The sequence below is a fragment of the Arthrobacter sp. MDT2-3 genome, assembly GCF_059090465.1.
The window spans coordinates 72763-97914 of the sequence record NZ_JBNHFS010000004.1; the positions used below are offsets into that span (position 1 = coordinate 72763).

The 25152-nt window shown below is 66.4% G+C and carries 24 protein-coding genes; 19 read left to right on the plus strand and 5 right to left on the minus strand.

The annotated features are described in order from the left end of the window. Positions 1–2: 2 nt before the first annotated feature. The 11 genes from AC5RUQ_RS13095 to AC5RUQ_RS13145 all read left to right on the plus strand — a co-directional run bounded on the left by AC5RUQ_RS13095 (position 3) and on the right by AC5RUQ_RS13145 (position 12059). Positions 3–758 carry a CPBP family glutamic-type intramembrane protease gene (locus tag AC5RUQ_RS13095; RefSeq protein ID WP_493948130.1) on the plus strand — a complete coding sequence of 252 codons (756 nt, stop codon included), beginning with the start codon at positions 3–5 and terminating at the stop codon, positions 756–758. A gap of 66 nt (positions 759–824) precedes the next feature. Beyond that, positions 825–1103, plus strand: a complete 279-nt coding sequence (locus tag AC5RUQ_RS13100; protein ID WP_493947775.1) for a hypothetical protein — start codon at positions 825–827, stop codon at positions 1101–1103. A gap of 381 nt (positions 1104–1484) precedes the next feature. Continuing rightward, positions 1485–2828 (plus strand): ABC transporter substrate-binding protein, encoded by a 1344-nt coding sequence (locus AC5RUQ_RS13105; protein ID WP_493947776.1) that lies wholly within the window; start codon positions 1485–1487, stop codon positions 2826–2828. Beyond that, positions 2828–3721, plus strand: a complete 894-nt coding sequence (locus tag AC5RUQ_RS13110) for a carbohydrate ABC transporter permease (protein WP_493947777.1) — start codon at positions 2828–2830, stop codon at positions 3719–3721. The genes AC5RUQ_RS13105 and AC5RUQ_RS13110 overlap by 1 nt, the downstream gene beginning before the upstream one ends. Next, positions 3718–4557 carry a carbohydrate ABC transporter permease gene (locus tag AC5RUQ_RS13115; RefSeq protein ID WP_256249799.1) on the plus strand — a complete coding sequence of 280 codons (840 nt, stop codon included), beginning with the start codon at positions 3718–3720 and terminating at the stop codon, positions 4555–4557. Before AC5RUQ_RS13110 ends, AC5RUQ_RS13115 begins: the two co-directional genes overlap by 4 nt. A gap of 40 nt (positions 4558–4597) precedes the next feature. Next, positions 4598–5680: an ABC transporter ATP-binding protein gene (locus AC5RUQ_RS13120; protein ID WP_430227334.1), complete on the plus strand. Its 1083-nt coding sequence runs from the start codon at positions 4598–4600 to the stop codon at positions 5678–5680. Continuing rightward, the gene (ggh, locus tag AC5RUQ_RS13125) at positions 5677–7053 is read left to right on the plus strand and encodes a glucosylglycerate hydrolase (protein ID WP_493947778.1); all 1377 of its coding nucleotides are present in this window, start codon (positions 5677–5679) and stop codon (positions 7051–7053) included. Before AC5RUQ_RS13120 ends, ggh begins: the two co-directional genes overlap by 4 nt. Then, a complete protein-coding gene (locus AC5RUQ_RS13130; RefSeq protein WP_493947779.1) occupies positions 7050–8027 on the plus strand; it encodes an N-acetylglucosamine kinase in 978 nt (325 codons plus the stop codon). Before ggh ends, AC5RUQ_RS13130 begins: the two co-directional genes overlap by 4 nt. A gap of 36 nt (positions 8028–8063) precedes the next feature. After that, positions 8064–9248 (plus strand): ROK family protein, encoded by a 1185-nt coding sequence (locus AC5RUQ_RS13135; protein ID WP_493947780.1) that lies wholly within the window; start codon positions 8064–8066, stop codon positions 9246–9248. 184 nt (positions 9249–9432) lie between these two features. Continuing rightward, positions 9433–11466: a penicillin acylase family protein gene (locus AC5RUQ_RS13140; protein ID WP_493947781.1), complete on the plus strand. Its 2034-nt coding sequence runs from the start codon at positions 9433–9435 to the stop codon at positions 11464–11466. Further along, complete coding sequence (locus tag AC5RUQ_RS13145; RefSeq protein WP_493947782.1) at positions 11463–12059, plus strand: GNAT family N-acetyltransferase; 597 nt, start codon at positions 11463–11465, stop codon at positions 12057–12059. The genes AC5RUQ_RS13140 and AC5RUQ_RS13145 overlap by 4 nt, the downstream gene beginning before the upstream one ends. Before the next feature lie 14 nt (positions 12060–12073). Here the strand turns inward: AC5RUQ_RS13145 and AC5RUQ_RS13150 are convergent, their stop codons facing one another. From AC5RUQ_RS13150 to AC5RUQ_RS13165, 4 genes are all read right to left on the minus strand, one after another. After that, positions 12074–12253, minus strand: coding sequence for a hypothetical protein (locus tag AC5RUQ_RS13150; protein WP_493947783.1), 180 nt, complete (start codon positions 12251–12253; stop codon positions 12074–12076). A 51-nt stretch (positions 12254–12304) separates the two neighbouring features. Further along, on the minus strand, positions 12305–13075 hold the full coding sequence (locus AC5RUQ_RS13155) for a hypothetical protein (protein WP_493947784.1): 771 nt from the start codon (positions 13073–13075) through the stop codon (positions 12305–12307). A 182-nt stretch (positions 13076–13257) separates the two neighbouring features. Further along, entirely contained in the window at positions 13258–14298 is a 1041-nt protein-coding gene (locus AC5RUQ_RS13160; RefSeq protein ID WP_493947785.1) for an NAD(P)-dependent alcohol dehydrogenase, read from the minus strand. 115 nt (positions 14299–14413) lie between these two features. Beyond that, the gene (locus AC5RUQ_RS13165) at positions 14414–15676 is read right to left on the minus strand and encodes a multidrug effflux MFS transporter (protein WP_493947786.1); all 1263 of its coding nucleotides are present in this window, start codon (positions 15674–15676) and stop codon (positions 14414–14416) included. A 142-nt stretch (positions 15677–15818) separates the two neighbouring features. Here AC5RUQ_RS13165 and AC5RUQ_RS13170 point away from each other — a divergent pair, with 142 nt between their 5' ends. Continuing rightward, positions 15819–16712: a helix-turn-helix transcriptional regulator gene (locus AC5RUQ_RS13170; protein WP_493947787.1), complete on the plus strand. Its 894-nt coding sequence runs from the start codon at positions 15819–15821 to the stop codon at positions 16710–16712. 43 nt (positions 16713–16755) lie between these two features. On the opposite strand, the gene AC5RUQ_RS13175 is transcribed toward AC5RUQ_RS13170, so the two are convergent. Beyond that, positions 16756–17895, minus strand: a complete 1140-nt coding sequence (locus tag AC5RUQ_RS13175) for a PQQ-dependent sugar dehydrogenase (RefSeq protein WP_493947788.1) — start codon at positions 17893–17895, stop codon at positions 16756–16758. A gap of 358 nt (positions 17896–18253) precedes the next feature. Between AC5RUQ_RS13175 and AC5RUQ_RS13180 the strand changes: the two genes are divergently transcribed. From AC5RUQ_RS13180 to AC5RUQ_RS13210, 7 genes are read left to right on the plus strand one after another with little or no spacing between them, the layout of a single operon-like run. Next, positions 18254–18484, plus strand: coding sequence for a hypothetical protein (locus tag AC5RUQ_RS13180; protein ID WP_493947789.1), 231 nt, complete (start codon positions 18254–18256; stop codon positions 18482–18484). A gap of 32 nt (positions 18485–18516) precedes the next feature. Beyond that, the gene (locus AC5RUQ_RS13185) at positions 18517–19632 is read left to right on the plus strand and encodes an ABC transporter substrate-binding protein (RefSeq protein ID WP_493947790.1); all 1116 of its coding nucleotides are present in this window, start codon (positions 18517–18519) and stop codon (positions 19630–19632) included. Beyond that, positions 19629–20492 (plus strand): ABC transporter permease, encoded by an 864-nt coding sequence (locus AC5RUQ_RS13190; RefSeq protein ID WP_493947791.1) that lies wholly within the window; start codon positions 19629–19631, stop codon positions 20490–20492. Before AC5RUQ_RS13185 ends, AC5RUQ_RS13190 begins: the two co-directional genes overlap by 4 nt. Continuing rightward, complete coding sequence (locus tag AC5RUQ_RS13195; protein WP_493947792.1) at positions 20468–21274, plus strand: ABC transporter ATP-binding protein; 807 nt, start codon at positions 20468–20470, stop codon at positions 21272–21274. The genes AC5RUQ_RS13190 and AC5RUQ_RS13195 overlap by 25 nt, the downstream gene beginning before the upstream one ends. 27 nt (positions 21275–21301) lie before the next feature. Next, positions 21302–22681, plus strand: coding sequence for an LLM class flavin-dependent oxidoreductase (locus AC5RUQ_RS13200; RefSeq protein WP_493947793.1), 1380 nt, complete (start codon positions 21302–21304; stop codon positions 22679–22681). Further along, the gene (locus AC5RUQ_RS13205; RefSeq protein WP_493947794.1) at positions 22681–24051 is read left to right on the plus strand and encodes an LLM class flavin-dependent oxidoreductase; all 1371 of its coding nucleotides are present in this window, start codon (positions 22681–22683) and stop codon (positions 24049–24051) included. Before AC5RUQ_RS13200 ends, AC5RUQ_RS13205 begins: the two co-directional genes overlap by 1 nt. Continuing rightward, the gene (locus AC5RUQ_RS13210; protein WP_493947795.1) at positions 24048–25079 is read left to right on the plus strand and encodes an aldo/keto reductase; all 1032 of its coding nucleotides are present in this window, start codon (positions 24048–24050) and stop codon (positions 25077–25079) included. Before AC5RUQ_RS13205 ends, AC5RUQ_RS13210 begins: the two co-directional genes overlap by 4 nt. Positions 25080–25152 lie beyond the last annotated feature (73 nt).

The following is a 25152-nucleotide window of genomic DNA, read 5'->3' on the forward strand; positions in this document are numbered from 1 at the left end:
TGATGGTGTCGGCGTCGGGCTTTCTGCTGTTTGCCCGGGAGGACCGCGTCCCGGGCTTCCTCCTCCTGGCCGCCGCCCTGGTGCTGGCCGGGATCATCAGCCGCCGCCTTGTTATTGACCTGGCGCTGATTGCCGTGGGCCTGACCGCCATGAGCCTGGTTCCCATCACCACTGACATCAGCACCGAGCACATGGCCGTGATGGGTACCGCGATGATCCTGGCCGTCGGCATACCCTATGCGGTTTCGCGGTTTGTCACCGGGGACCACGCCATCCGCTTCCCCGTCCGGACCGGCCAGCCATGGACCAGGGCCGAAAAATGGTACCTGCCCGCAGTCCTGCTGATCGGGTACGCCCTGATGCCCGTCTACATGATCCGGACCGGCGTCTACAACAACTGGCCGGCCGTCAGCGATCCGGAGGGCATCGCCCGGCTCTTTTTGGGTACCAATGTGCTGGGGATCTGGGACGAGCTGTTTTTTATCTGCACGGCGTTCACGCTCCTGCGCCGGCACCTTCCGGACTGGCAGGCCAACCTGTTGCAGGCAGTGCTTTTCACGTCATTCCTGTGGGAGCTGGGATTCCACTCCTGGGCGCCGTTTTTCATCTTCCCGTTTGCCCTGCTCCAAGCGAGGCTCTTCACGATTACGAAGTCGCTGTCCTACATCGTCAGCGTCCACCTGCTGTTCGACTTCGTGCTGTTCCTGGTCCTCATCCATGCCCACAACCGCGAATGGATCGACATCTTCCTGTACTGACGCCTCCCGCTTAAGTTGGGCTTGCCTGCTCTGGACGTGTAGAACGCGGGAGCCCATAGTGGGAGCGTGCAGACACCCGATCCTGAGCTTGAGGCCCTGCGGCAGCGGGCGGCCCGCGGCAAGTCCGACGCCGTCGATGAACTGATTGAGCGTGCCGCCGACCGGGGGGACCTGGACGAACTCCGGCAGCTGGCTGGTGCCGGCAGCCGGGACGCGGCGGACCAACTGGTGGAAACCGCCGCCGAGATGGGCGACCTCGATGAGCTCCGCCGGTTGGCGGCGCGAGGCAACCGGGACGCCGCCGACGTGCTCGAGGAACTTGAAGACGAAGCCGGCGGCGAATAGAACGGAGTCAGGCGATGCCGGCAGGCATCCCCGATTTCCACGCGAATCTGACCCGCTCCGTCGATGACGGCGACACGACCTCGTCGAGCGTGCAGCCCCTGAGTATCGAGGACGCCGTGAAGGGTTTCTCCGGACGGTAGCCGGGTCACGCCTGAGCCCGCATGCAGCCTTTCCCGAACCCGCGGTGCCGCTTGGCGGGCTCCGCCCGGTGCTATTGCACGAAGACCCGCCCCTGCAGTCGCTTTCTTGCGCCCGGCCGCAGGGTCCCTCGTGGTGTCCGGGTCGTGCCCCGGACGTCGCCAGGGGGTTGACAGGCTGGAGCTTATGTCTAATGCTTAGACGAAAGTTTGTGCAGTGGCGCACACTCGATTGGAGCAGTCAATGAAAGACATGTATTTCCAGCCCAAGCACGCCGCAATGTCCCGCAGAAGCCTCCTTTTGGCCGGACTGGGAACGGCTATGTCGGCTCCCTTCCTGGCTTCGTGCGCAGGCTTTGACACGAGCGGCGCGGCCGCCGGGGAAGGGACCGTCGGCTTCCTGTCCACCCAGTTCACGCCCGTGGAGGAGAAGCAGCGATACGAGGCAGTGCTGAAGAAGTTCGCGAAGGCACCCGTCGCCTATAACTCCGTGGATCCGGGCGTCTTCTCTTCCACCGTCAGCACCCAGGCTTCTGCCGGTAACGTCAAGACCTCCCTGCTTGGCGGGCTGCACGGTGAACTTGCCCCGCTCGCGGAGTCCCTGGAGGACGTGGACAACCTCCTCCGCGATCTGTCCGGCCGCGGCTTCACCAAGGAGATGCTCGAGCTGACGAAAGTGGGCGGTTCCACATCGCGCTACGTCCCCTGGATGCAGGCCACGTATGTGGTGGCCGTCAACAAAAAGGCCCTTGAATGGCTGCCCTCGGGAGTGGACGTCAACGATCTGACCTACGAGGGTTTCCTTGCGTGGGCGAAGGCGGCAAAACAGGGAGCCGGACGTCCGGTGTTTGGCATGCCCGCAGGCCCCAAAGGCCTGCACCACCGCTTCTACCAGGGCTTCCTGTTGCCGAGCTTCACCGGCGGCCAGATCACTACCTTCCGGAACGAGGACGCTGCCACGGCCTGGACCTACATGCAGGAACTGTGGTCTGCCCTGACACCGGCCTCCACCAACTTCGACAACATGCAGGAACCACTGGCACGTGGCGAAGTCCTGGTGGGCTGGGACCACGTTGCGCGGCTGGTCAACGCACCGGCCAACAACCCGGATGAGTGGCTGATGGTCCCCGCACCGCGCGGCCCCAAGGGCCGCGGCTACATGCTTATCATCGCCGGCCTCGCACTGCCTAAGAACGGCAAGGAAAGGGACCTGGCAGAGAAAGCCATCCGTGCCCTGTCCGAACCGCTGTCCCAGATTGAGACCCTGCGCAGCAACGCCTTCTTCCCGGTCGTCCAGACGGAACTCCCGTCAGACCTGACCGGCGCCATTGCCCTGGAAGCCGCGGCAGTCCGGCGGCAGCAACGATCAGAAGGCGCCCTCCTTGCCCTTCCCCCGGTGGGTCTGGGCGCGAAGGAAGGCGAAGTATCCCAGGTCTTCAAAAACTGCTTCCAACAAATCTGCCTGGAAAACCGCCCGATCCAGCAGGTCCTCGATACCCAGGCAACCCAGCTCAATACCATCCTGCAGGGCCTTAACGTTCCGTGCTGGGCACCTGATCCGATCTCAACGAAGTGCGAGGTAGCGTAATGGCCGTAGAGGCACCACCAACTCCCGCCGGAACGCTGGCTCCGCCCCGCCGGCGCAAGATACCTCCCGCGGTCCTGCTGATCGCCCCTTCGGTGGTCTTTATGGCGCTTCTCCTGGGCTGGCCTGTCATCCAGGGAATCCTGCAGGCTTTCCGCGATGAAAACGGCTTCACCCTGGATTTCGTCACGCGGATGGTCCAGGACCCCTACTTCTGGCCCGCCGTGCGCAACACCCTGCTGCTCATCGTGGTGATGATTCCGCTGCAGTTCGCTTTCGCGATCGGCATGGCCCTGATGCTGCGGACCAATCCCCGGCTGCACAAAGTCCACTTCTTCGTCTGGGCCATCCCCCTGGCACTGAGCGACCTGGCAGCCGGGCTTGTCTGGCTGGCTATCTTCAACGACCGCGGCTACCTGAACTCGGCCCTGTCATTGTTCGGCATTGAAGGCGGTTCCTGGCTGGCCTACGACAACCAGACCAGCATGTTTATGTGCGTCCTAATCGCTGAACTCTGGCGGGCAACCTCGCTGGTGCTGATCATTGTGGTCGCCGGCCTGCAAGGCATTCCCAAGGACTACGACGAAGCCGCCCAGGTCTTCGGCGCCACGTTCTGGCAGCGGCTGCGGCACGTGACCCTGCCGCTGCTCAAGCCCAGCCTTCAGGTCGCCCTCATTCTCCGGACAATCCTGGCCTTCCAAACCTTCGCCGTGGCACAAGCCCTCACCGGACAAAACTTCCCCCTTGTAGTGGGCGAGACCTACCGCTGGTACACCGGCCTGCAGAACCCCAACGTCGCCGCTGCGCTGGCACTGGTCATCCTCGTCGTCTCGATGCTGACGTCGATCTTCTACCTGCAGGCACTCCGCGACAAAAACCAGGGAGGCCTCCGATGAGCACACCAGTGGACACAACACCCATTGCCCGGCAGAAACGCAACCGCTTCCTGCTCCAGGCAGCCTGCATCGCCGTCTCACTTTTTATGCTGATCCCCATCTACCTGATCTCGCTGGCGGCGCTGTCCACGAGGGACTCCCTCAACCAGTTTCCGCTGTCGCTGCTGCCCACCAACCTGTCGGTGGAGACGCTCAACGCGTTCCTCGGGTCCACGGGCATCTTCGGGGCCCTGGGCAACTCGCTGATCGTTGGGCTGGGAACACTGCTCTTCGCCGCAATCATCGGGGTTCCCGCCGGTTATGCACTCGCGCGCTACAGCTTCAAGGGCAAAGACCCGTACCAGCTGTTCCTGCTCTTCACGCGCGCCCTTCCCATCGTGGTCCTGTCCGTTCCGCTTGCCAGGCTCTTCCTGACGGTGGACATCTATGACACGACGTACGCCGTGATCCTGCTGCATACCGCGCTTGCCCTGCCCACCACCATCCTCATCTCTGCCAGCGTTTTCCTTAGCGTTCCCATTGACGTGGAGGAGGCAGCCAGGCTCTTCGGCTGCACGCCACTCGGAGCCTTCGGACGGGTGGTCCTGCCCATGGCACTGCCGGGCCTGGCGGCGGCGTCGATCTTCACCTTCGTTATGTCCTGGAACGAAGTCCTGGGCGCCTCCATTCTGACCCTGGACCACCGCACACTGCCGGCCCAGGTGCTTAGCTCACTGTCCGACTCACCGCTCGCCTACCGGTTCGCCGGCGGCTTTGCGCTGGTCATCCCGTCCATCATCTTCATTGCGCTGATGCGCCGCTACCTCACCAACATGTGGGGCTCAACCATCCGCTAGGTCCGCCCGACCTATCACCGCACTTCAGAAGGAGCCGATCGTGGCTGATATCCAGATCTCCAACCTCGTAAAGACCTATCCGGGCGGATCCGAACGGGCCACCGATGATGTGTCCCTGCAGATCCAGGACGGTGAGTTCACCGTCCTGCTGGGCCCCTCCGGTTGCGGCAAGACCACCCTGCTGCGCATGATCGCCGGACTCGAGCTCCCCGATTCGGGTTCGATTGCCATCGGCGGCCGTGACGTGACCTACCTGCCGCCCAACAAGCGCAACCTGTCCATGGTGTTCCAGTCCTACGCCGTTTTCCCCCACCGCAAGGTCCGCTACAACATCGGTTTCGGGCTGCGCATGGCCAAAGTCCCGGCTGAAGAAATCGAACGCAAGGTTCAATGGGCGGCAGACCTACTGCAGCTTGGCCCGTACCTGGACCGGCTTCCCGCCAACCTGTCCGGCGGCCAGCGCCAGCGCGTCGCGGTGGCCCGGGCCATTGTCATGGATGCCGACGTCCTGCTCATGGATGAGCCGCTCTCCAACCTGGACGCCCTGCTGCGTCTGACCTTCCGCTCGGAACTGAAAAAAATCGTCCAGGACCTAGGCACCACCACCGTCTACGTCACGCACGACCAGAGTGAGGCCCTGTCCCTCGGCGACCAGGTGGCCGTGATGCGCAAGGGCCGCATCGCCCAGCTCGGTGACCCGCTGGACGTCTACGATGCCCCGGCGGACCGCTTCGTGGGCGGCTTCATCGGATCTCCGCCCATGAACTTCATGGACGCCGCAGTCAGCCACGACGGCGGCACCCTGGTCCTGGGCGAACAGCAGCTTATGGCCCCGTCCATCCTGAGGTCCTTCGCCGGAAGGGACGTGCTGTTGGGCGTCCGGGCCGAAAACGTGACGGTCAGAAACGAGCGATCCTCGGGCGACGTCGCCGCCACGGTCCTGGTGGTTGAACCCATGGGCTCAACCATCCTCCTCACGGTGGAAGTGGATGGCCACACCCTAAAGGTCCAGGCGCCGCCGACTTTCCGGACGGCACCCCACAAAACGATCTGGCTGGGCTTCGCCCCGAACACCATGCGGGTCTACGACCGCGAAACCTCGATGGCACTGGAGGCCAATTGAACCCCGTCACGTCCGTTTCCATGGAAGAGCTCCGCGGCGCCGCCATTGAGGTCCTGCGCCTCAATGACCTCGGCACCATGACCAGCGCGGCACCAAACCTTTACCCGCACATGTGGAGCTGGGATGCCGCATTCGTAGCCATCGGCCTGGCCCGCACCAGCGTCCCACGCGCCGTCACCGAACTCCGGACCTTGCTCAATGCCCAGTGGTCCACCGGGATGATCCCCCACATCGTGTTCAGCGACAACGACACCGGCTACTTTCCCGGCTTCGACCGTTGGGGAACGGCGGGCGCGGCAGCCCTGCCCCCAGGTGTGAAGAGCAGCGGAATCTGCCAGCCCCCGGTGCACGCTATCGCCCTTCGCCACATCGTTGACCGCGGCCGGGAAAATGGCGGCGCCGACCAGGTGGCGGCGGAAGCGTTTCTTGCCGAGTCCTTTGACGGCTGGCTCGCGTGGCACCGGTGGCTCGCCACGGTCCGGGACCCGGACGGTGTGGGCCTCATTGAAATCCACCACGGCTGGGAATCCGGCTTCGACAATTCCCCCCGCTGGGACGGCCCGTATGCACGGGTGGTGCCGGGCGACGTCGCTCCCTTCACACGCCGGGACACCCTCCACGTGGGGGACGCCAGCGAACGGCCGGACGATGCCGAGTACACAAAGTACCTGTGGCTGGTCCAGCAAATGGCGGACGTGGACTTCGACGACGCCGCTGTCCAGCAAGTGGTCCACTTCCGGGTGCGCGACGTGTTCTTCTCCGCCATCCTGGCCGCTTCCAGCGCAGTACTGGCAGACCTCGCCGAGGAGATCGGAAGGGGCACGGAAGCCGAAGAACTGCGGCTGATGGCGGCCCGGTTCCAGGCCGGAGTGGCGTCCACTGTGGATCCCGCAACGGGCCTGGCGAGGGACTACGACGTGCTGGCCGGACAGTGGATCGGCACCGAGACCGTCTCCGGTTTCGCACCACTGGTGTCCGGCGGAGACCCTGCCCTCCTGGCCGCCCAGCGCGAGCTGCTGCAGGGGCCGCGGTGGATGGGCTTTCCGGACCTCCGGTTCCCGCTCCCGCCGTCCACTTCTCCTGCGAGCGGCGCCTTCAAACCCCGGACGTACTGGAGGGGGCCGGTTTGGCCGTTCCTCAACCTCCTGCTTGGCTGGGCCTCCGCCAGGGACGGCGAAGCCGGGCTCTATGGCCAGCTTCGATCGGCTTCGCTTCAACAGTTGGCTGACCTGCAGTTTGGGGAGTACTACGAACCCTTTACCGGCGAACCTTTGGGCAGCCTGGCCCAGGCCTGGACCGCGGCTGCTGCCCTGGAATGGATGGGAGCCGGGCCTGCCGCGGGACACGTCGAAATCCAAGAGAAGCCCCAGTGACCACAGTTCCGAAGGCACCTGCGGAATCCACCGGTCGCCGGCCCGCAGCGGCACTCCAAGAAAAGGTGATCGTGGGGCTGGATATCGGGGGTTCTAAAACCCATGGTGTCAGGATTGACGGCGGCCGGGTCACCCGGAATGAGGTGGCCGGCAGTGCAAACGTGCAAAACGTTGACCAGGCCACGGCGGCTGCGAATGTCGGGCACCTCATGTCTGCCCTTGGCGGCCTGGATGCTGACGCAGTCTATGTCGGGGCCGGGGGGATCGACACCAGGGAGGACGCGGCGAACCTCCAAAGTCTCATCTCCCCGCATGCTCCCCGAGCCAAGGTGGAAATTGTCCATGACACCAGGCTCATCCTGGCAGCGGCGGGCCAGGACGCAGGGATAGCAGTGATCGCCGGCACGGGCTCTGCCGTTTGGGGAACCAACGAGGCCGGCGATGAGGCCAGGAGCGGCGGCTGGGGTTACCTGCTCGGTGACGAAGGCAGCGGATACTGGTTCGGGCGGGAGGCTGTCCGCCACAGCCTCCGGCAGTTCAACCTGGGACTTGCGCCGGACGAGCTCACACGGTTGCTGTTGTCCGATTGCGGGCTGGAACATCCTGAACAGCTGATCAGCCACTTCCACACCAACCACGACCGGCGTTACTGGGCCCAGCGGTCCGGCGTGGTTTTCGAGGCGGCGGCCCACGGCCATGTGCTCAGTCAGAGCATCATCCGGGAAGGCGGCTGGCATTTGGCGGACCAGGTCCTGCAGGTTGCCCGGCGCCTCGCCCTGGTTGGCCCGGTGGTTCTTGGCGGCGGCCTCGGCGTCCACCAGCCTGCGCTTGTGGAAGCACTGAACGCCCACCTGGCCGGGGAAGGGCTGGCTGCCGCCAAGCCCCTCGCCGTCGAGCCGGTCTTCGGTGCCGTCCACCTTGCCGGCGTTTACCTCGCAGCGGTAACCGGGCCAGCCCCTGGAGGGCTCCGGTAAGGAAGTAGGCTTGTAGACCGGAGAAAGGGGGCCGGCGTGACACTTGAAAGAATGCCTGCAAGCCTGGGCGGGGCTACCTCACATGGGCATCTGCTGGAGCTGATCCGTTCGGCGGACGGCCTGTCGCGCCAGCAACTGCTGTCAACCACCGGGATGTCCCGTGCCACCCTTTATGAGCGGCTGGATACGCTCACGCGCCGCGGCTACATCTACGAGGCCGAACCCCTCAGTTCCACCGGTGGCCGGCCGTCCCGGAAGATCCGCTTCGAGGACCGCGGGCGCGTTGTCCTGGCGCTGACTCTCGGCCAGACACACGGCACCGTGAGCATCACGGACACCACCGGGCGCCAGCTGCGCTCTGAGACCTTCGCACTGGAAATCAGCGCGCCGGCTGACTCAGTCCTGACTCCCCTGGTTCAAGCAGGACGGGAACTTTTGGAGAAGGGTTCCGACGAGACCTTGTTGGGTATCGGCGTCAGCCTTCCAGCACCGGTGGAGGCTGGTACCGGGCACGTGAAACACCAGACCACCATCCCCGGATGGTCACCCGACTCAGTGGTGCGGGTTGTCAAGGCGACCTGGGACCTGCCGCTGGTTATTGAGAACGACGCGCGTGCCGCAGCCCTGGGCGAAAGGGCCAGTGACGCTGAGACAGTTGTCTACGTCAAGGTCGGAACGGGCATTGGCTGCGGCATCGTGGTGGAAGGCTCCATCCTGCGCGGCGCCCATGGTTCTGCCGGGGACATTGGCCATATCCGCATGTCCGCGGACGGCCCCCTTTGCCGCTGCGGCCGCCACGGGTGCCTGGCTGCCTACAGCTCGGGGCGTGCCCTCAGGGACAGACTGGGCCATCTGGGGCTGACGAAAATTGATGACATCGGCGCCGCAGCAGGGACCGGAGTCCCCGAGGTCCTGCAGGCCCTCAATGATGCTGCGGACGTGCTTGGCCGGGCGCTTGCAGCCACCGTTACCACGCTTAACCCTGACCGCCTGGTGCTGGGTGGGCAAATCGGTGGATTGCCCGAATTTGTGGAAAAGGTGTCCTCCCGTGTCCTCACCGACGTAGTGGAGCGGATCGCCGAAGGCATGGTGGTGGAGGCAGGACATCCGGAAGACCTGGCCGCCTGCCACGGACTCACTACCCTCGTTATGCGCAAGATCTTCGCCCCCGATGCTGTTGACCAGCTCTTTGCGGATGAAGCGGAGAGCGCCGCGGGCTAGGGACGGCGGTGCGCCCTGCAGTACGCACCTTCTTTTATGTCAGGACCCGTTTTTGGGAACACGCACCCGCACCCTACTCTTACTTAGGTTCACCTAAGAAGAAGGACTGACCGTGCGCCCCACTCCCCTGCCGGACCCCGCCCATGCCGGCTGAGACGTTCCGTGACGCCTGGGGGATTCCCATTTGCGGGCGGACTCCGCGGAGGAGCTGGCCTTCCTGCAGGGAAGCAACGCCGCAACCGACCGTTCCTGGCAGATCGAGATGGAACGCTGGCGTTCGGAGGGCAGGACCGCCGAGCAACTGGGCGTCGGGGGCCTGCTATGGGACCGGTTTGCCCGCCAGTCAAGGCTTGACGACACCGCCCGCCGCTGCTTCGCCACCCTGGACGCGGCAACCCAGCGCTGGTGCACGGCGTATGTGGACGGCGTCAACCAGGCACTAACGGACGGCCGCAGGGACGCGCAGGAGTTCCGGGACACCCGGACCGCCCCGGGACGCTGGGAACCATGGACTCCGCTGGGCGTCTTCCTGGTCCATCACATCCTCTTCAGCACTTTCCCCAAAAAACTCTGGCGGGAACACGTCGCCGCAACCCTCGGCACGGACGCGGTGGGGCTTTTCAGCATCGAGGCTCCGGTCTGGGCCGGCAGCAACGCCTGGGCCGCAGCCGGCAGCCTGACGGATTCCGGCTTTCCACTGATCGCCGGAGACCCGCACCGGCTCATGGAGCTGCCCGGGGTGTACCAGCAGGTGCGCCTCGCCTGCCCGGAGTTCGACGTCGTCGGGCTGGCCTTTCCGGGCGTCCCCGGGCTGCCGCACTTCGGCCATACCGAAACTGCAGCCTGGGCGGTCACCAACGCGATGGCGGACTACCAGGACCTGTACACCGAGCAGCTCCGGCACAACGGGGGCGCCTTGCAGTCGCTGGGGCCGGACGGCTGGGAGCCCGTGCCGGTGAACCACCAGGAGGAAATCCCGGTGCGCGGCGCCCCCGCAGAAACTGTGGACGTGATCGAAACGGCGCGGGGCCCGGTGATTTCCAGCAGGCCCGACGGCGGGGCGCTAAGCCTGCGGACGCCGTCGCGCTCTGCCGGGGTGCTGGGGTTCGAGGCCCTCCTTCCGCTCCTCCGGAGCCGCTCCGCGGCCGAGGTGGAAGCGGCCCTGCGTTCCTGGGTGGAGCCCGTCAACTGCGTGCTGGCCGCGGATTCCAGCGGGGACGTACGCCACATTGTCGCCGGCAAGGTGCCGGTACGGAACAGGGAGAACCGTGTCCGCCCTGTTCCTGCCTGGTCCGCAGACCACCAGTGGACCGGCGAGTGGGTGGACCTGCCCCGGTCTGCCGTGGACGGGCTTGCCGTCAACGCCAACGACCGCGATTCAGGCGGCGGAGACAGGACCGGGCTGGAATTCGCGTCCGTCCACCGGGCCCTGCGCATCCGGCAATTGCTCGAGGAGGCCGGGCCGGGGCTCGACGCGGACGCCATGCAGCGCATCCAGATGGACACCCTGCTCGGATCATGGCCTGCGTTCCGGACGCTGCTGGAAGGGCTGGACCTGCGGAGTGGCCCTGCCGACGAGCTGCGTCTACGGCTCCTGGGCTGGGACGGCCAGATGGACGCCGACAGCAACACGGCGGCAACGTTCTCTGCCTGGCGTTCCGCGCTGGTCCTCGCACTGGCACAAAGCCCCGCCCTGGAACCCTTGACCGCGCCGCACGGCCGCTCGCCCCTGTTCGCGCCGTGGCTGCACCCGGCGGCCAGGGTGGGTTTCGCCGTCGAGACCATCCTTGCGCAGGGTGACCAACACGGCGTCGACGTTGGCGCAGCGGCACGGCAGACGCTGGAGGAAGTGGCCGCAGCACCGCCGACAGGAACCTGGGGAGCCAGCCACACCCTGCTGCCGCTGCACGCGGCATCGGACTACCCCGCGCTCGGAGCCGCGGCGCCCACTTTGCCGGTAACCTCGTTGTCCGGCGACACCAACTGCGTCCTCTCCACGGAAAGCCTGCCCGGGATCACGGACGGGTCCTTCCGCGGGCCCGTGGCACGCTACGTCTGGGACCTCTCGGACCGGACGAAGAGCCGCTGGATCGTCCCGTTCGGCGCCTCGGGAAACGCGGACAACCGCCATTTCGCGAGCCAGCTGCCGCACTGGGCGGCTGGCGAACTCATTCCCGTTGTTACTGACTGGGACCAGCTCACAAAGGAGAAGCCATGACCGGCGCTGATACAGCCATCCCCTTCGCGGCAAGAAGCGCGGTGTACGAGGAGCAGCTCCCGGGCCTGGGCCGCCTGCGGCTCGTCGTGATCACACCCGAGGCGGACGCGGACCTCCTGTACAGCTGGGTGCGGGAGGAACGCGCGCAGTTCTGGGGCATGGGCGCCATGACCCGGGACGAAGTGCGGGACGTTTACCTTTTCCTCGACAGCCTGGAGACACACCACGGGTTCGTGATGGTGGTGGAGGACCAGCCTGTGGGGATTTTCCAGACGTATGAGCCACTGCACGATCCCGTGGGTGAAGCGTATCCCGCCCGGCCGGAGGATACGGGCATGCACCTGCTCCTGGCCCCGGCGGTACAACCTGTTCCCAACTTCACGGCGACCCTGATGTCGGGGCTGATCCGGTTCCTCCTGACCGACCCGTCGAAGGACCGCGTCGTGGCGGAACCGGATGCGCGGAACAGCAAAGCGATCGGGCGGCTTGTGGGCTACGGCTTCGAGCCTGGCCAACGGGTGCAGCTGGCGGAAAAGGAAGCCCAGCTGGTGTTCCTTACGCGGGAGAAGTTCGAGTCACGCCCGGCCGGGTAAGCGCCGGCGGCAGGCTATTCCTCGCCGTTGTCTTCGGCTTCCAGGTATGTCGCCATGGCTTCACACGCCTGTTTCCAGCGCGCGTTCAGCGCATGCCGGTTCAACGGCGAGAACATGCCGTCGAGGACTTTTTCCATTGCGTCGTATGTGGCGTCCCGGGCCCGTTCCTGCGCCGCCGGGCTGTAATAGTTCATGTCGGTAGTTCGTTGTCAGGGTGGGCTCGGATGGCGGAAAACTGACGGCTCTTAACCGGCCGGCCGGAGCGACGTGATCATCCGCCTGATGTCCTGGTACTCGGCGGTGTCCATGTATTTGCGGGCTTGTTCCAGGTATGGCAGGGACCCGGCACCGGGCGTCACGTTGTTTTCCGGGTTGAAGAACGCACCGAACATCGCCGCGGTGGGCGGCCAGGTGAAGAAGTGGAAAATCGGACATGCCGAGCCGCCGGTGGGAGCTTCAACGGTGGTGATGCCGTAGGCGGCAGCAGGGGTATCGGCGGGGCCGGGGGCTGTGGCATCGCCGCGGGTTTCAAACACGTACCGGGGCACGTCGCCGTTTTGGGCCAGCGCCGGGAGTTCCTGCGACTCAAACTCCGAGAAGGGATACTTCTCGGTGCAGGTGGAACCAGTGGCCATGTTGGTCCGGAGGGTGGCCAGCGGCTTCCCTGCTTCATTGGTGACCTCCGCGAAGGCACCCCCGCCTTCCGGGAGCTCCCCTGCCGGGTCCCGGACGCTCCACTCGGCCGGCAGGTCAAACGCGAGCTGCCCGTCCGCCGTCGTAAAGGTCATCCATGCCGTCCCCTTGGCGGGGGGCTTTGCGGTCGCGGTGGCCGTCGTGGTGGCCTGGCCGTCCGGCGGGCCTGAGGTGACGGAAGGACTGGGGGAAGCGGACGTGGCGGGGGCGGTGGCCGTCGCCGCCGGGGTTGTTGCCGTCGGCGGCGCTGCCTGCGGGCCGCAACCAGCCAGCATAACAGAAACCAGAATCATCGCGGGAAGGAGCCCGCCGGACCTACGCATATCACCCTCCCGGGGCTAGGAAATCCTGTCCTCCAATTGTGGAACCACGTACAGGTTTCGGGCCGGGCATTGAGTGATTGGCGCCGAACTGTTGCGCCGAATAACAGAAGAGTTTGGGAGCCTTAACGCGCGACGGCGGCCCGCCCCTTGGGGAGCCGGCCGCCGTCGAGCGCGTTTTGTTATCAGAGGGTAGCGGTGTCGATCACGAAGCGGTAGCGGACGTCAGAGGCGAGGACCCGCTCGTAGGCGTCGTTGATCTTCTCAGCGGGAATGACCTCGATCTCCGCCCCGATGCGGTGCTCGGCGCAGAAGTCGAGCATCTCCTGCGTTTCGCGGATCCCGCCGATCATGGAACCGGCGAAGGAGCGGCGGCCCATGATGAGGGCGAAGGCGTTGACCGGGAGCGGTTCGGCGGGGGCGCCGACGTTGACCAGTGCGCCGTCGAGGGTGAGCAGCTGCAGGTAGGAGCTGATGTCGATCGAAGCACTGACGGTGTTGATGATCAGATCGAAGGTGCCCGCGAGCTGTTCGAAGGTGGCCGCATCGCTGGTGGCGTAGTAGCTGCCCGCGCCCAGCCGCAGCCCGTCTTCCTGCTTTTTCAGCGACTGGGACAGGACGGTTACCTCAGCACCCATGGCGGCGGCGAGCTTGACGGCCATGTGGCCGAGGCCGCCGAGGCCGACGACGGCAACCTTCTTGCCCGGGCCGGCGCCCCAATGGCGGAGCGGGGAGAAAGTGGTGATGCCGGCGCACAGCAGCGGGGCCGCGGCGTCGAGCTCGATGCCTTCGGGGATCCGGACCACGAAGTCTTCGGTCACCACGACGTGGGTGGAGTAGCCGCCCTGGGTGATGGTTCCGTCGCGGTCCACGGCGCCATAGGTGCCGACGTTCCCGGCCAGGCAGTACTGTTCCTCGCCCTTCAGGCAGTTGGCGCATTCGCGGCAGGAGTTGACCATGCAGCCGACGCCGACGCGGTCACCCACAGCGTGCTTGGTGACAGCGGAGCCAACTTCCGTAACAACACCGGCGATCTCGTGGCCGGGAACCAGCGGGTACTGCTGCGGGCCCCAGTCGCCGCGGACGGTGTGGATGTCTGAGTGGCAGATGCCGGCGAACCTGATCTCGATCAGGACGTCGTGGGGGCCCACTTCGCGGCGTTCAATGGTGGTCGCAAAAAGGTCCTCTGTGGCGGACGGGGATGCATAGGCCTTGACGGTGGTCATGGTTCTCCTGTGGTTCTTGGGGGGATATCGAAATGCTACAGGGTCGATTAACATCAAACCCTGCGGTGGGAGGCGTAGCGAGGGCCCTGCTGAAACGGGTTATGGCAGAACCCCTTTAGCGGGTCCCGTACTCGTCTTCAGTGATGTGCTCCGCAGGGGGACGTACGGGTTGCGGGCGGGCCAGGACAAGGAGTCCGAACAGGGAAAGCAGCGCTCCGCCGATCATGAGCAATGCCATGGGCACGGCTGTGTCCGAGCCGCCAAGTCCCGCTATCGGAGCGACGACGCCGGCTGTGGTCCACTGGACGAGTCCCAGCACGGCTGAGCTGGTGCCCGGGTGTTCGGGTACTTCGGCCGAGGCGAGGGCGCCGCCGTTGGTATTAATCAGGCCTTGGGCCACCATGAGGGCGAAAAAGCTGCCCACCGCCACCAGCAGCGGAGTGGCCCACCACAAGGCCCCGACCAGCATGGCCACCCCGGCAGCCAGGGCGATGATTTGCCCCGCGAAGATGACCTTCCGGGTAGACACGCGGCCAGCGAGACGCGCCGAGACCAGCGCGGCGATGGTCATGCCGCCCGCGTTCGCCGCGAACACGATCGAGTAGGCCACGGGCGACAGTCCGTTCATGTTCTGCAGGATGAACGCGGACGTTGCCACGTAAGCGAACAAAGCGATGAAGGCCGACGACGCCACCATCACGTAACCGACGAACCGGCGGTTGGAGAGCACGGCCTTCGCCGCGCGGCCGAATTCCCCCAGCCCGCCTGCGTGCCGCTTCTCCGGCGGCATCGACTCCGGAACGATGAACAGCGCACAGAGGGTCATCAGGATACCGAGGGCCGCAAGTGACCAGAAGGTCATCCGCCACCCGGTCAGCTGGAGGATCACAGCTCCGAGCAGCGGGCTGATGATCGGGGCCACGCCGCCGATCCCCATCACGAGGTTGAGTACCCGGACCAGCTGCGGCCCGTGGGCCAGGTCAACAATGACGGCGCGCCCGATGACCATCGCCAAGCCACCGCCGAACCCCTGCAGGAACCGGGCCAGCATCAGGATCCAAACGTCCGGTGCCACGGCGCACGCGACCGACGCGACGGTCATGAGCACTGTTCCCGCGACCAGCGGCATCCGCCGGCCGCGCTGGTCGCTGAAGGGCCCGCCCACCAGCTGTCCGAGCCCCATCCCGGCGAAGAACGTGGTCAAGGTCAACTGCACGGCGGACGCGGCGGTGCCGAACTCTTCGGATACACGCGGGAAGGCCGGAACATACATATCGGTAGCGAGCGGTGCCACGGCCGTCAGGAAGATGACCGTGGCAACCAGCGTGGCCGGGACGGCGCCGGCCGATGGCCTGCGGGTGGTTGCGGTCGGCAGCATGGGTTGTGGTGCTCCAGCTCGTTGATGGCTAAAGGGGGCTATCTCCATCAAACCGGCAACCGGCAAGCGTAGCGAGGGCCCTGCCGTAACGGGTTCTGGCAGGGCCTCCTTAGGGTTTGCGGTTTCGTCGTAACGTGTCCGTATGGATAACCGAGCCGAGGTCCGGCAGTTTCTTTCTACCCGCCGGGGGCGCATCACCCCGGAACAGGCGGGTATCGAACCGTACGGCGGACGGCGCCGCGTGCCGGGACTGAGGCGTGAAGAGGTGGCCAGGCTGGCCGGGGTCAGCGTTGACTACTACACCCGGCTGGAACGCGGAAACCTCACCGGGGTTTCCGACAGTGTGCTGGACGCCATTGCCCAGGCGCTGGAGCTGGACCGTGCTGAACACGACCACCTCTACGACTTGGCCCGGGCGGCCAACACGTCGGGACGCAAGCGTGCTGCGAGCGCCGCCGGTTCCGTCCCGTCCGGGGTGCGGCGCGAGCTGCAGTACCTCTTGGACACCATCACCGGAGCGCCGGCTTTTATTGGCAACAACCGGATGGATATCGTGGCCGCCAACGCCCTGGGCTACGCGTTGTACTCCGACATGTACCGTGGCACGGCACGGCCGGTGAACCATTCACGGTTCATCTTCCTGGACCCCCGAGCGCACGATTTCTACACGGACTGGGACCGGGCAGCCAACGTCAACGTCGCCATCCTTCGCCGCGAAGCGGGGCGCAGCCCGCACGACAAGGGCATTGCCGAGTTGATCGGCGAGCTCTCCATGCGCAGTGACGAGTTCCGTACGCGCTGGGCTGCACATAATGTCCGCCGCCACTATGCCGGCACAAAGTTCTTCAAGCATCCCGTGGTGGGACTCCTCGAGCTGAACTATCAGGTCCTGGGGCTGGAAGAGGATCCCGGCCATACCCTGACGGTCTACCCCGCCACCCCGGGCAGCCCCTCCGAGGAAGCCCTCAAACTTCTCGCCTCGTGGGCCGCGAGCGAGAACATCGTCGAATCAGCCCAACCCCACGCCCGGAGCTAAACACCAGGCGCTAAACTCCCAACCTGCCCTGCGAGGCGTGCCGTTATGCCAGGGGAACGGCGAGGATCCGGTCATCCCCTGGCTGCGGATCACCGCGGCCGTCGGTGTTGTTGGTCATGAACCACAGCTGCCCGTCCGGTGACAGTGCCACGTCGCGGATACGGCCGTACTCCCGGCTGTAGTGGTCGGTGAACGTGGTGGGATCCGAGACGGGAACCGACCGCAAAACCTGTCCCCGGAGGTTGGCGATGAACAGGGTGCCGCCGGCGTGTGCCATGCCGCTGGGACTCGCCGTGCCTGGCTGCCACTGCTGCAGGGGATCCACAAAACCTTCCCGGCCCGCAATCCCTTCCACGGTGGGCCACCCGTAGTTGGCGCCAGGCCTAATGACGTTCAGCTCGTCCCAGGTGTTCTGCCCGAATTCGGTGGCGAACAGGGTTCCGTCGTCCGCCCACGCCAGGCCCTGCGGGTTCCGGTGCCCGTAGCTGTACGTGAGAGAGCCCGGGAAGGGGTTGTCGGCCGGGACCTCACCCTCCGGAGTCATGCGCAGGATTTTGCCGGCAAGGGAATCCCGGTCCTGGGCGCTGTTGCGCTGTTGCGCGTCCCCGGCCGTCACGTACAGCATGCCATCGGGACCAAAGGCGATCCGGCCGCCGTCGTGGGTACTCGCGGCCGGAATCCCTGCCAGCAGTGTGTTCGGCTGCCCGAGTGAGAGAGATCCTGGTGTGCCGGTCACGGCAAAACGCTGGACCCGGTTGCCGTCCGACGCCGTCGAATAGACGTAGAGGTCGCCGCCGCCACCTACCGCGAGGCCCAGCAGTCCTGACTCTCCCCGGCCAACCACCCCCTCAACGGTCCCGATGGGCCGCGCAGAACCATCCGGCGCGAGTTCGAGAATGCGCGCACTGTTCCGCTCACTGACCAACGGCGTCCCGTCGCGGAACACAACGGACCACGGCGCGGCAAGGCCAGTTGCAACTGGCTCCGGCGTCCCGGCGATCATGGCTGGGGCCGTCCGGGCTGGAATGGCTGTGGATGTGGAAGCGGCCGGAGCGGAAGTAACCGGAGCCGAGGACGACGGGGCAGGGAACGTAGCTGTGGGCGACTGCGGCGGGGTTGCCGTGCAGCCAGCCAGGAGGATACCCGTCCCCATGGCAGCCGCGGTAAGGGTCCGGTGACGCATGCATTTCTCCAATCAATCACGGTGCCCAGGACAGGGCTCCTTCCAGCATCGCCCCTTGCCGCCGCATGCAGGAGGGAGAAACGCTCCCCAGGCAGTCTCTGTTGGAACCTGTTACGGCAGAACCCCCATCTTTCAGCGCCGAACCCCTGCAGTCCAGACACGGGTCCGGCCTTTGCCAGTCACATTAACCTCCGTTGCGGATCATGGCGCCGGGTTTCTCGATTTGTCCTCCTGATGGCGCCGTAAGTAGCGCCGTTTCCTCCCGTTTCGCTTCCGTTGCGCGGTGCTGGCCAAGGCATTGAAGACCGTGCTTAGGTGTTTCCACAGCCCACGCCGGGCCAAGCGCAACACGCCGACAGTGAACAGGAGGACCGATGCCGCATCCAACCACCAGCCCGCAAAGCACCCGCACTTTCGGTCCGCTGTGTTGGCTCCGCCGAATGTGCACCCGCTCCTTGGTTTCGACAAGCTAAGCCACCAGCCGCTGACCCAGCACCGCAGCATCACCGCAACAGCGTCCGACGGCGGCACGCACCTCCTTCCCTTTTCCCCGGCTATCCGGGTCCCCGGGCGCTTCGTCGCGCCCTGATGCCCACATATCGTCCCTTCGAAAGGCACCACATGTCCCCCGCTGCATCCTTCCCGCCCCAACAATCGTCCAATGGTGCCTTCACCCGGCGCCGCGCGCTGGGCGCACTCCTGGCCCTGCCCGCACTCGGTCTCCTCACGGCCTGCGGCGGAACCGCTACCGCCGGCGACGCCACCAGCCAGGCGTCCTCCGCACCGCTCGCCGCGTCAGTTCCGGCGGGAACCACCATCAAAGTCGGTGACCCGAGCATCCGGGTTGCCTTGGAACTGTCCGGCCTGATCAAGGACCTGGACGGCATCAACGTGGAGTTCGCCAATATCTCGGGCGGCCCGCAGACCACCGAAGCCTTCCGTGCCAACGCCCTGGACGTCGGCTCGGTGGCGGACATCCCGCCCATCCACGCCACCTGGACAGGTCTGGATGTCCGGATCATCGCCAGCGCCTACCGGCAGGACGCGGTGAACCACCCGCTGTACGAACTCGGCGTTGCGCCGGGCGCAGGCATCACCAGGCTGGAGGACCTGCGCGGCAAGAAGGTGGCGTACAGCCCGGGCCAGGCCCAGGGCGCGCTGGTCCTGCGGATCCTGGAAAAGGCCGGGCTCGCCCAGGATGACGTGAAGCTCATCGAGCTGCCCAGCACGGGCGATGCCTACTCCTCGGCGCTCTCCAGCAAGCAGGTTGACGCAGCGCCGCTGGGCGGCGTCCAGATCAAGCGGTACCTCGCAAAGTACAAGGCCGACGGCGCCACCACCCTCCGACACGGCCTCCGCGACGACCCGGGGCACTTGTACTCCCCCGCCAAGGTCCTGGCCGATCCCGCCAAGGCCGCCGCCCTGGCCAAGTACGTCGAGGCGTGGGGCAAGGCCCAGCGCTGGGTGGAGGACCACCCCAAGGAATGGCTCGAAGGCTACTACATCAAGGACCAGGGACTCTCCGCCGAGGACGGGCAGTACCTGATCGATGCCGCAGGCAAGCGGGACGTCCCCACATCCTGGACGGAGGCCATCGAGCGGCACCAGCAGACCATCGACCTGCTGGCTCGGGAACAGAAGAAGCCGCAGCTGAAAGCGGCGGACCTCTACGACACCCGCTTCGAGGCCATCGCGGGCACCGCCTTCGCCGCGGCGGGCAAGGGCGGTGCAGCATGAGCGCGGCTCCGGTTCTGGAACGTCCCGCCGTCGAACCCCATTTGGACCCGGCCCTCGCGGCACGCGAGGACGTGCGGCCCACCGGCAGGAGGCTGGGTCCCGGACGACGGCGGCGCCTGGCTTGGCTGTTGGGCCCCTCCGCCCTGCTGGGGCTCTGGACAGTTTCTTCCGCAACAGGCCTGCTGGACCCGCGGATCCTCTCCGAGCCGTGGACCGTGGTGGCCACCGCCGGCGAACTGATCGCGGACGGCAGGCTGCAGGAAAATCTCGCCATCTCCGCCCAGCGCGCCGGCCTGGGGCTGTTCTTCGGCATCGTGGTGGGTGCGGTGCTGGCCCTCCTCGCCGGGTTGAGCCGGGTGGGTGAGGCGTTGATTGACGGGCCGGTGCAGATCAAGCGTGCCATCCCCGGCCTGGCACTGATTCCACTCCTCATCCTGTGGTTCGGCATCGACGAGACCATGAAGGTGCTCACCATCACCCTGGGCGTCTTCGTCCCCATCTACCTGCAGACCCACGCCGGCCTGCGCGGGATCGACCTGCGCTACGTCGAGCTCGCCCAGACGGTGGGGCTCAGCCGCGCCGCCTTCATCCGCAAGGTGGTTCTTCCGGGCGCACTGCCGGGGTTCTTCCTGGGCCTGCGTTTCGCCGTCACCGGAGCATGGGTATCCCTGGTGGTGGTTGAACAGATCAACGCCACCAGTGGCATTGGCTACATGATGGAGCTCGCCCGCACCTACGGCCAAACCAACATCATCGTCCTCGGACTTGCTGTCTATGGCATTCTCGGCCTGTTGTCCGACGGCGCCGTCCGCTTCCTCGAACGAAAGGCCCTCTCATGGCAACGCACTCTGGCGGGCTGACAGCCGTCGCACCGTCCGCCGTCCGCTCCTCCTCCGTCCGCTCCTCCTCCGGCGCAGCCCCTGCGGCCGGCGCAACCAAGGCAGTTTCGGTCCGGAACCTGATCCGCAGCTTTGGCCCGAAAGGCGTCCTGAACGGCGTGGACCTGGACATCGCCCCCGGCGAGTTCGTGGCCCTCCTCGGCCCCAGCGGCTGCGGCAAAAGCACCCTGCTGCGGGCCCTCGCCGGGCTGGACCACGACGTCCGCGGCAGCGGCGTGATCAGCGTCCCCGAGCGCGTGTCCGTGGTCTTCCAGGATTCGCGGCTGCTGCCGTGGGACAGCGTGCTGGGCAACGTCACCCTGGGCCTGCGGGAGCACGACGCCGAGTCCCGGGCACGCAAGGCCCTCGCCGAAGTGGGGCTCGCCGGTAGGGAAAAATCCTGGCCACATGAACTTTCCGGCGGTGAGCAGCAGCGCGTGGCGCTGGCCCGGTCGCTGGTCCGGGAACCGCAGCTGCTGCTGGCCGACGAGCCGTTCGGCGCCCTCGACGCCCTCACCCGCATCAAAATGCACGGACTGCTCCAGGACCTGGTGGCCCTGCACCGGCCCGCAGTCCTGCTGGTCACCCACGACGTGGACGAAGCCATTGCCCTCGCCGACCGGATCGTGGTGCTGGACCGCGGCCGCGTTGCCACCGTCCGCACCGTGACGCCGGAGATCAGCACCGCAGTGGATGCCGCCGGCCACGAAGCCCTCCGCCGCGACCTCCTTGCCGACCTTGGCGTCGTCGGCACCAGCCACTGACCTCTACCTCAGCTGAAGGACCATCCCATGACTTCTGACAACTCTCCCACTACCCGCCAACTCCACCTCAACGCCTTCCTGATGAGCACCGGACACCACGAGGCATCCTGGCGGCTGCCCGAGAGCGACCCGCAGTCCAGCACCAACGTGGAGCACTACAAGCAGCTTGCCCGAACTGCTGAACGCGGCAAGCTGGACTCCATCTTCTTCGCCGACTCCCCCGTGCTGTTCGGTGAGGTGGGCCGGCGCCCTGCCGGCAAGCTCGAACCCACCGTCCTCCTGACCGCCATTGCCGGCGCCACGGAACACATCGGCCTGATCGCCACCGCCTCCACCACCTACAACGAACCCTTCAACCTGGCCCGGCGGTTCGCGTCAGTGGACTGGGTCAGCGGCGGCCGCGCCGGCTGGAACGTGGTCACCACCGCCGGACCGGACGCCGCCCGCAACTTCGGCGTCGACGATCAGCCCGCCCACGCCGTGCGGTACGAGCGTGCCGCCGAGTTCATTGAGGTGGCGCAGAAACTGTGGGACAGCTGGCAGGACGACGCCGTACTGGCGGACAAAGTTGAGGGTGTGTGGGGAGACGGCGAAAAGATCCGCGTGATCGACCACGAAGGCAAGCACTTCAAGGTCCGCGGCCCGCTCAACGTCCCCCGTTCCCCGCAGGGCCACCCGCTGATCGTCCAGGCCGGATCGTCGGAGGACGGCAAGGACCTCGCCGCACGGTACGCGGACGCCGTCTTCACCGCCCACCAGACGCTCGCTGATGCACAGGCCTTCTACCGGGACCTCAAGAACCGCACCGCTGCTGCTGGCCGCGACCCGGAGACCATCAAGATCCTGCCGGGCATCGTGCCCGTCATCGGCGCCACCGAAGCGGAAGCGGTGGAGCTGGAACGGGAACTGGACCGCCTCATCAAGCCGGAGTACGCCCGCATCCAGCTGGCCAAGACCCTGCGTGTTGCTCCTGAAGACCTTCCCCTGGACCGCCAGTTGCCGGACAACCTGCCCAGCGAGGACGAGATTGAGGGCGCCAAGAGCCGTTACACGCTGATCGTCCAGCTGGCCCGCCGCGAAAAGCTCACCGTGCGCCAACTCATCGGACGGCTGGGCGGCGGACGCGGTCATCGCACCTTCACAGGCACCCCGGTCCAGGTTGCGGACGCCATCCAGGAATGGTTCGACGGCGGCGCGGCGGACGGCTTCAACATCATGCCGCCGGTGCTGCCCTCGGGGCTGGAAACGTTCGTGGACCAGGTGGTCCCCATCCTTCAGGAACGCGGCCTGTTCCGCACCGAATACACCGGCAGGACACTGCGGGAGCACTACGGCCTGCAGCGCCCGGCCAACCGCTACGCCGGCGCGGGCGCAGGGGAACTGGCATCCATCGGATCGGCGTTCTGATGGGCCGGCAGCTCAAACTCAACCTGTTCATCTACCCCGGAGGCCACCACGAGGCCGCCTGGCGGCACCCGAAGTCCCGGACCGACAGGGTCCTGGACATCCGGTTCTACCAGGAACTGGCGCAGCGCGCGGAGGCCGCCAAGCTGGATGCCGTGTTCTTCGCGGACGGGCCTGCGCTGGAGAGCAACGTGCAGTACGCCACCCGGTTCCGGCTGGAGCCGTTCACGTGGCTCTCCGCCGTTGCGGTAGCCACGGAACGGATTGGCCTGATAGGTACGGCCAGCACCACGTACCTTGAGCCGTACAACGCGGCGCGCCTGTTCGCATCCTTGGACCACCTCAGCGGCGGCCGCGCAGGCTGGAACATCGTCACCACCGGCGCGGAGCGGGCGTCCCGGAACTTCGGGCTGGACGAGCATCCGCCGCACGCCGAACGCTACTCGCGGGCGGATGAGTTTGTCCGCGTGGCCGGCAAGCTCTGGGACAGCTGGGAGGACGGGGCAGTGGTGTCCGACGCCGGCACGGGAGTTTTCGCGGACACCTCACGGATCCATCCCATCGGTCACGAGGGCGAACACTTCCGCGTGGAGGGACCGCTGAACACTCCGCGGTCCCCGCAGGGTAGGCCGGTTTTCGTGCAGGCAGGGTCCTCCGCCGACGGGAAAGCCTTCGCCGCGCAGCACGCGGAAGCGGTTTTCACCGCGCACCAGACCCTGCAGAGCGCGCAGGGGTTCTACGCCGATATCAAGGCGCAGGCCGCGGCGAACGGCCGGAACCCGGAGCAGCTCCTGGTCCTGCCGGGCATCAGCCCCTACCTCGGCTCCACCGAGGCGGAGGCACGGGCCCTCAAGCAGGAGTTCGACGAACTGACCCAGCCGGAGTACGGGCTGGGCATCTTGCGGAAACTGCTGGGCGTGGACCTCGACGGTGTCAGGCTGGATGCGCCCTTCCCTCCGGACCTGCTGGCGGCAGCGGGCCGGGCGGGCAGCCGCAGCCAGCTGCTCCTGGACGTGATCCGGCGGGAAGGCCTCACCGTCCGGCAGGTATTGCACCGTTTCGCCGGCGCCCGCGGGCACTACGTGTTCGCCGGAACACCGGTCCAGGTGGCGGACGAGATTCAGCGCTGGTTCGAAGACGGGGCCGCGGACGGGTTCAACGTCATGCCGCCGTGGCTGCCGGGCGGTTTCGAGGCCTTCGCGGATGAGGTTGTCCCCATCCTGCAGTCCCGTGGCCTCTTCCGCACGGAATACACCGGCCGGACCCTGCGCGAACACTTCGGACTCGACCGTCCAGGCAGCCAGTACACCGCTCAGAGCCCACACAGCGCCGCAAGCCAGCACACCAAACAACTGTTAGGAGCATCCGCATGACCGAATACCGCAGCTTGGGGTCCACCGGACTCAAGGTCAGCCCGCTGACCTTGGGGACCATGATGTTCGGGGCCATCGGGAACCCGGACCACGAGGATTCCATCCGGATCATCCACCAGGCCCTCGATTCCGGCATCAACCTGGTGGACACCGCCGACGTCTACTCCAAGGGCGAGTCCGAGGTCATCGTGGGCAAGGCCCTGAAGGGCCGCCGGGACGACGTGGTGCTGGCCACCAAGGTCCACGGCCGTCTCGGCGAGGACGTAAACCAGGCAGGAAATTCACGCCGCTGGATCATCCGCGAGGTGGAGGACAGCCTGCGCCGGCTGCAGACCGACTGGATCGACCTCTACCAGGTGCACCGGCCGGAACCGGACACGGACATCGACGAGACGCTGGGGGCGCTCACCGATCTGGTGCGGCAGGGCAAGATCCGGTACATCGGCACCTCCACCTTCGAGCCTGGCCAGATCGTCGAGGCCCAGTACGTAGCCCGCGAGCGACACCGAGAGCGGCCTGTGACGGAGCAGCCGCCGTACTCCATCCTGGCCCGCGGCATCGAGCGCGAAGTGTTGCCCCTGGCCCAGAAACACCGGCTCGGCGTTCTGCCGTGGAGCCCGCTGGCCGGCGGCTGGCTGAGCGGCAGGATCAAGGCCGACGGCGCGCACAGCACCTCCAGCAGGGCCGTCCGGCAGCCGGAACGGCACGACCCGTCGTCGGCCGAAAACGCCCGCAAAACGCAGGCTGTGCTGGAGCTGACCGAACTCGCCGACCAGGCCGGGCTGTCGCTCATCCATCTGGCCCTCGGCTTTGTGCTGGAGCACCCGGCCGTCACGTCCGCCATCATCGGGCCCCGGACGCTGGAGCATTTGGAGGGGGCGCTCGGCGCGGACAAGGTCAGTCTCTCCAAGGACGTGCTGGACCGGATCGACGAGATTGTCCCGCCCGGCACCACCCTGAACCAGGCCGACGCCGGCTACCGGCCGCCGTCGTTGACGGACCCGTCGCTGCGCCGCCGCAGCCGCTGATCTGCCCTGTCAGGTGGAGCGGCAGGTGGGCCGGACGGCACGGGAAGGTCCCGCCGTCGTCCGGTTACCTCTC

Coding starts and splice junctions, on each gene's coding strand:
- AC5RUQ_RS13205 (WP_493947794.1), top strand. CDS start 22,681: ATGGGCCGGCAGCTCAAACTCAACCTGTTCATCTACCCCGGAGGCCAC.
- AC5RUQ_RS13175 (WP_493947788.1), bottom strand. CDS start 17,895: ATGCGTCACCGGACCCTTACCGCGGCTGCCATGGGGACGGGTATCCTC.
- AC5RUQ_RS13150 (WP_493947783.1), bottom strand. CDS start 12,253: ATGAACTATTACAGCCCGGCGGCGCAGGAACGGGCCCGGGACGCCACA.
- AC5RUQ_RS13170 (WP_493947787.1), top strand. CDS start 15,819: ATGGATAACCGAGCCGAGGTCCGGCAGTTTCTTTCTACCCGCCGGGGG.
- AC5RUQ_RS13160 (WP_493947785.1), bottom strand. CDS start 14,298: ATGACCACCGTCAAGGCCTATGCATCCCCGTCCGCCACAGAGGACCTT.
- AC5RUQ_RS13145 (WP_493947782.1), top strand. CDS start 11,463: ATGACCGGCGCTGATACAGCCATCCCCTTCGCGGCAAGAAGCGCGGTG.
- AC5RUQ_RS13200 (WP_493947793.1), top strand. CDS start 21,302: ATGACTTCTGACAACTCTCCCACTACCCGCCAACTCCACCTCAACGCC.
- AC5RUQ_RS13110 (WP_493947777.1), top strand. CDS start 2,828: ATGGCCGTAGAGGCACCACCAACTCCCGCCGGAACGCTGGCTCCGCCC.
- AC5RUQ_RS13105 (WP_493947776.1), top strand. CDS start 1,485: ATGAAAGACATGTATTTCCAGCCCAAGCACGCCGCAATGTCCCGCAGA.
- AC5RUQ_RS13165 (WP_493947786.1), bottom strand. CDS start 15,676: ATGCTGCCGACCGCAACCACCCGCAGGCCATCGGCCGGCGCCGTCCCG.
- AC5RUQ_RS13095 (WP_493948130.1), top strand. CDS start 3: ATGGTGTCGGCGTCGGGCTTTCTGCTGTTTGCCCGGGAGGACCGCGTC.
- AC5RUQ_RS13185 (WP_493947790.1), top strand. CDS start 18,517: ATGTCCCCCGCTGCATCCTTCCCGCCCCAACAATCGTCCAATGGTGCC.
- AC5RUQ_RS13155 (WP_493947784.1), bottom strand. CDS start 13,075: ATGCGTAGGTCCGGCGGGCTCCTTCCCGCGATGATTCTGGTTTCTGTT.
- AC5RUQ_RS13210 (WP_493947795.1), top strand. CDS start 24,048: ATGACCGAATACCGCAGCTTGGGGTCCACCGGACTCAAGGTCAGCCCG.
- AC5RUQ_RS13195 (WP_493947792.1), top strand. CDS start 20,468: ATGGCAACGCACTCTGGCGGGCTGACAGCCGTCGCACCGTCCGCCGTC.
- AC5RUQ_RS13115 (WP_256249799.1), top strand. CDS start 3,718: ATGAGCACACCAGTGGACACAACACCCATTGCCCGGCAGAAACGCAAC.
- AC5RUQ_RS13190 (WP_493947791.1), top strand. CDS start 19,629: ATGAGCGCGGCTCCGGTTCTGGAACGTCCCGCCGTCGAACCCCATTTG.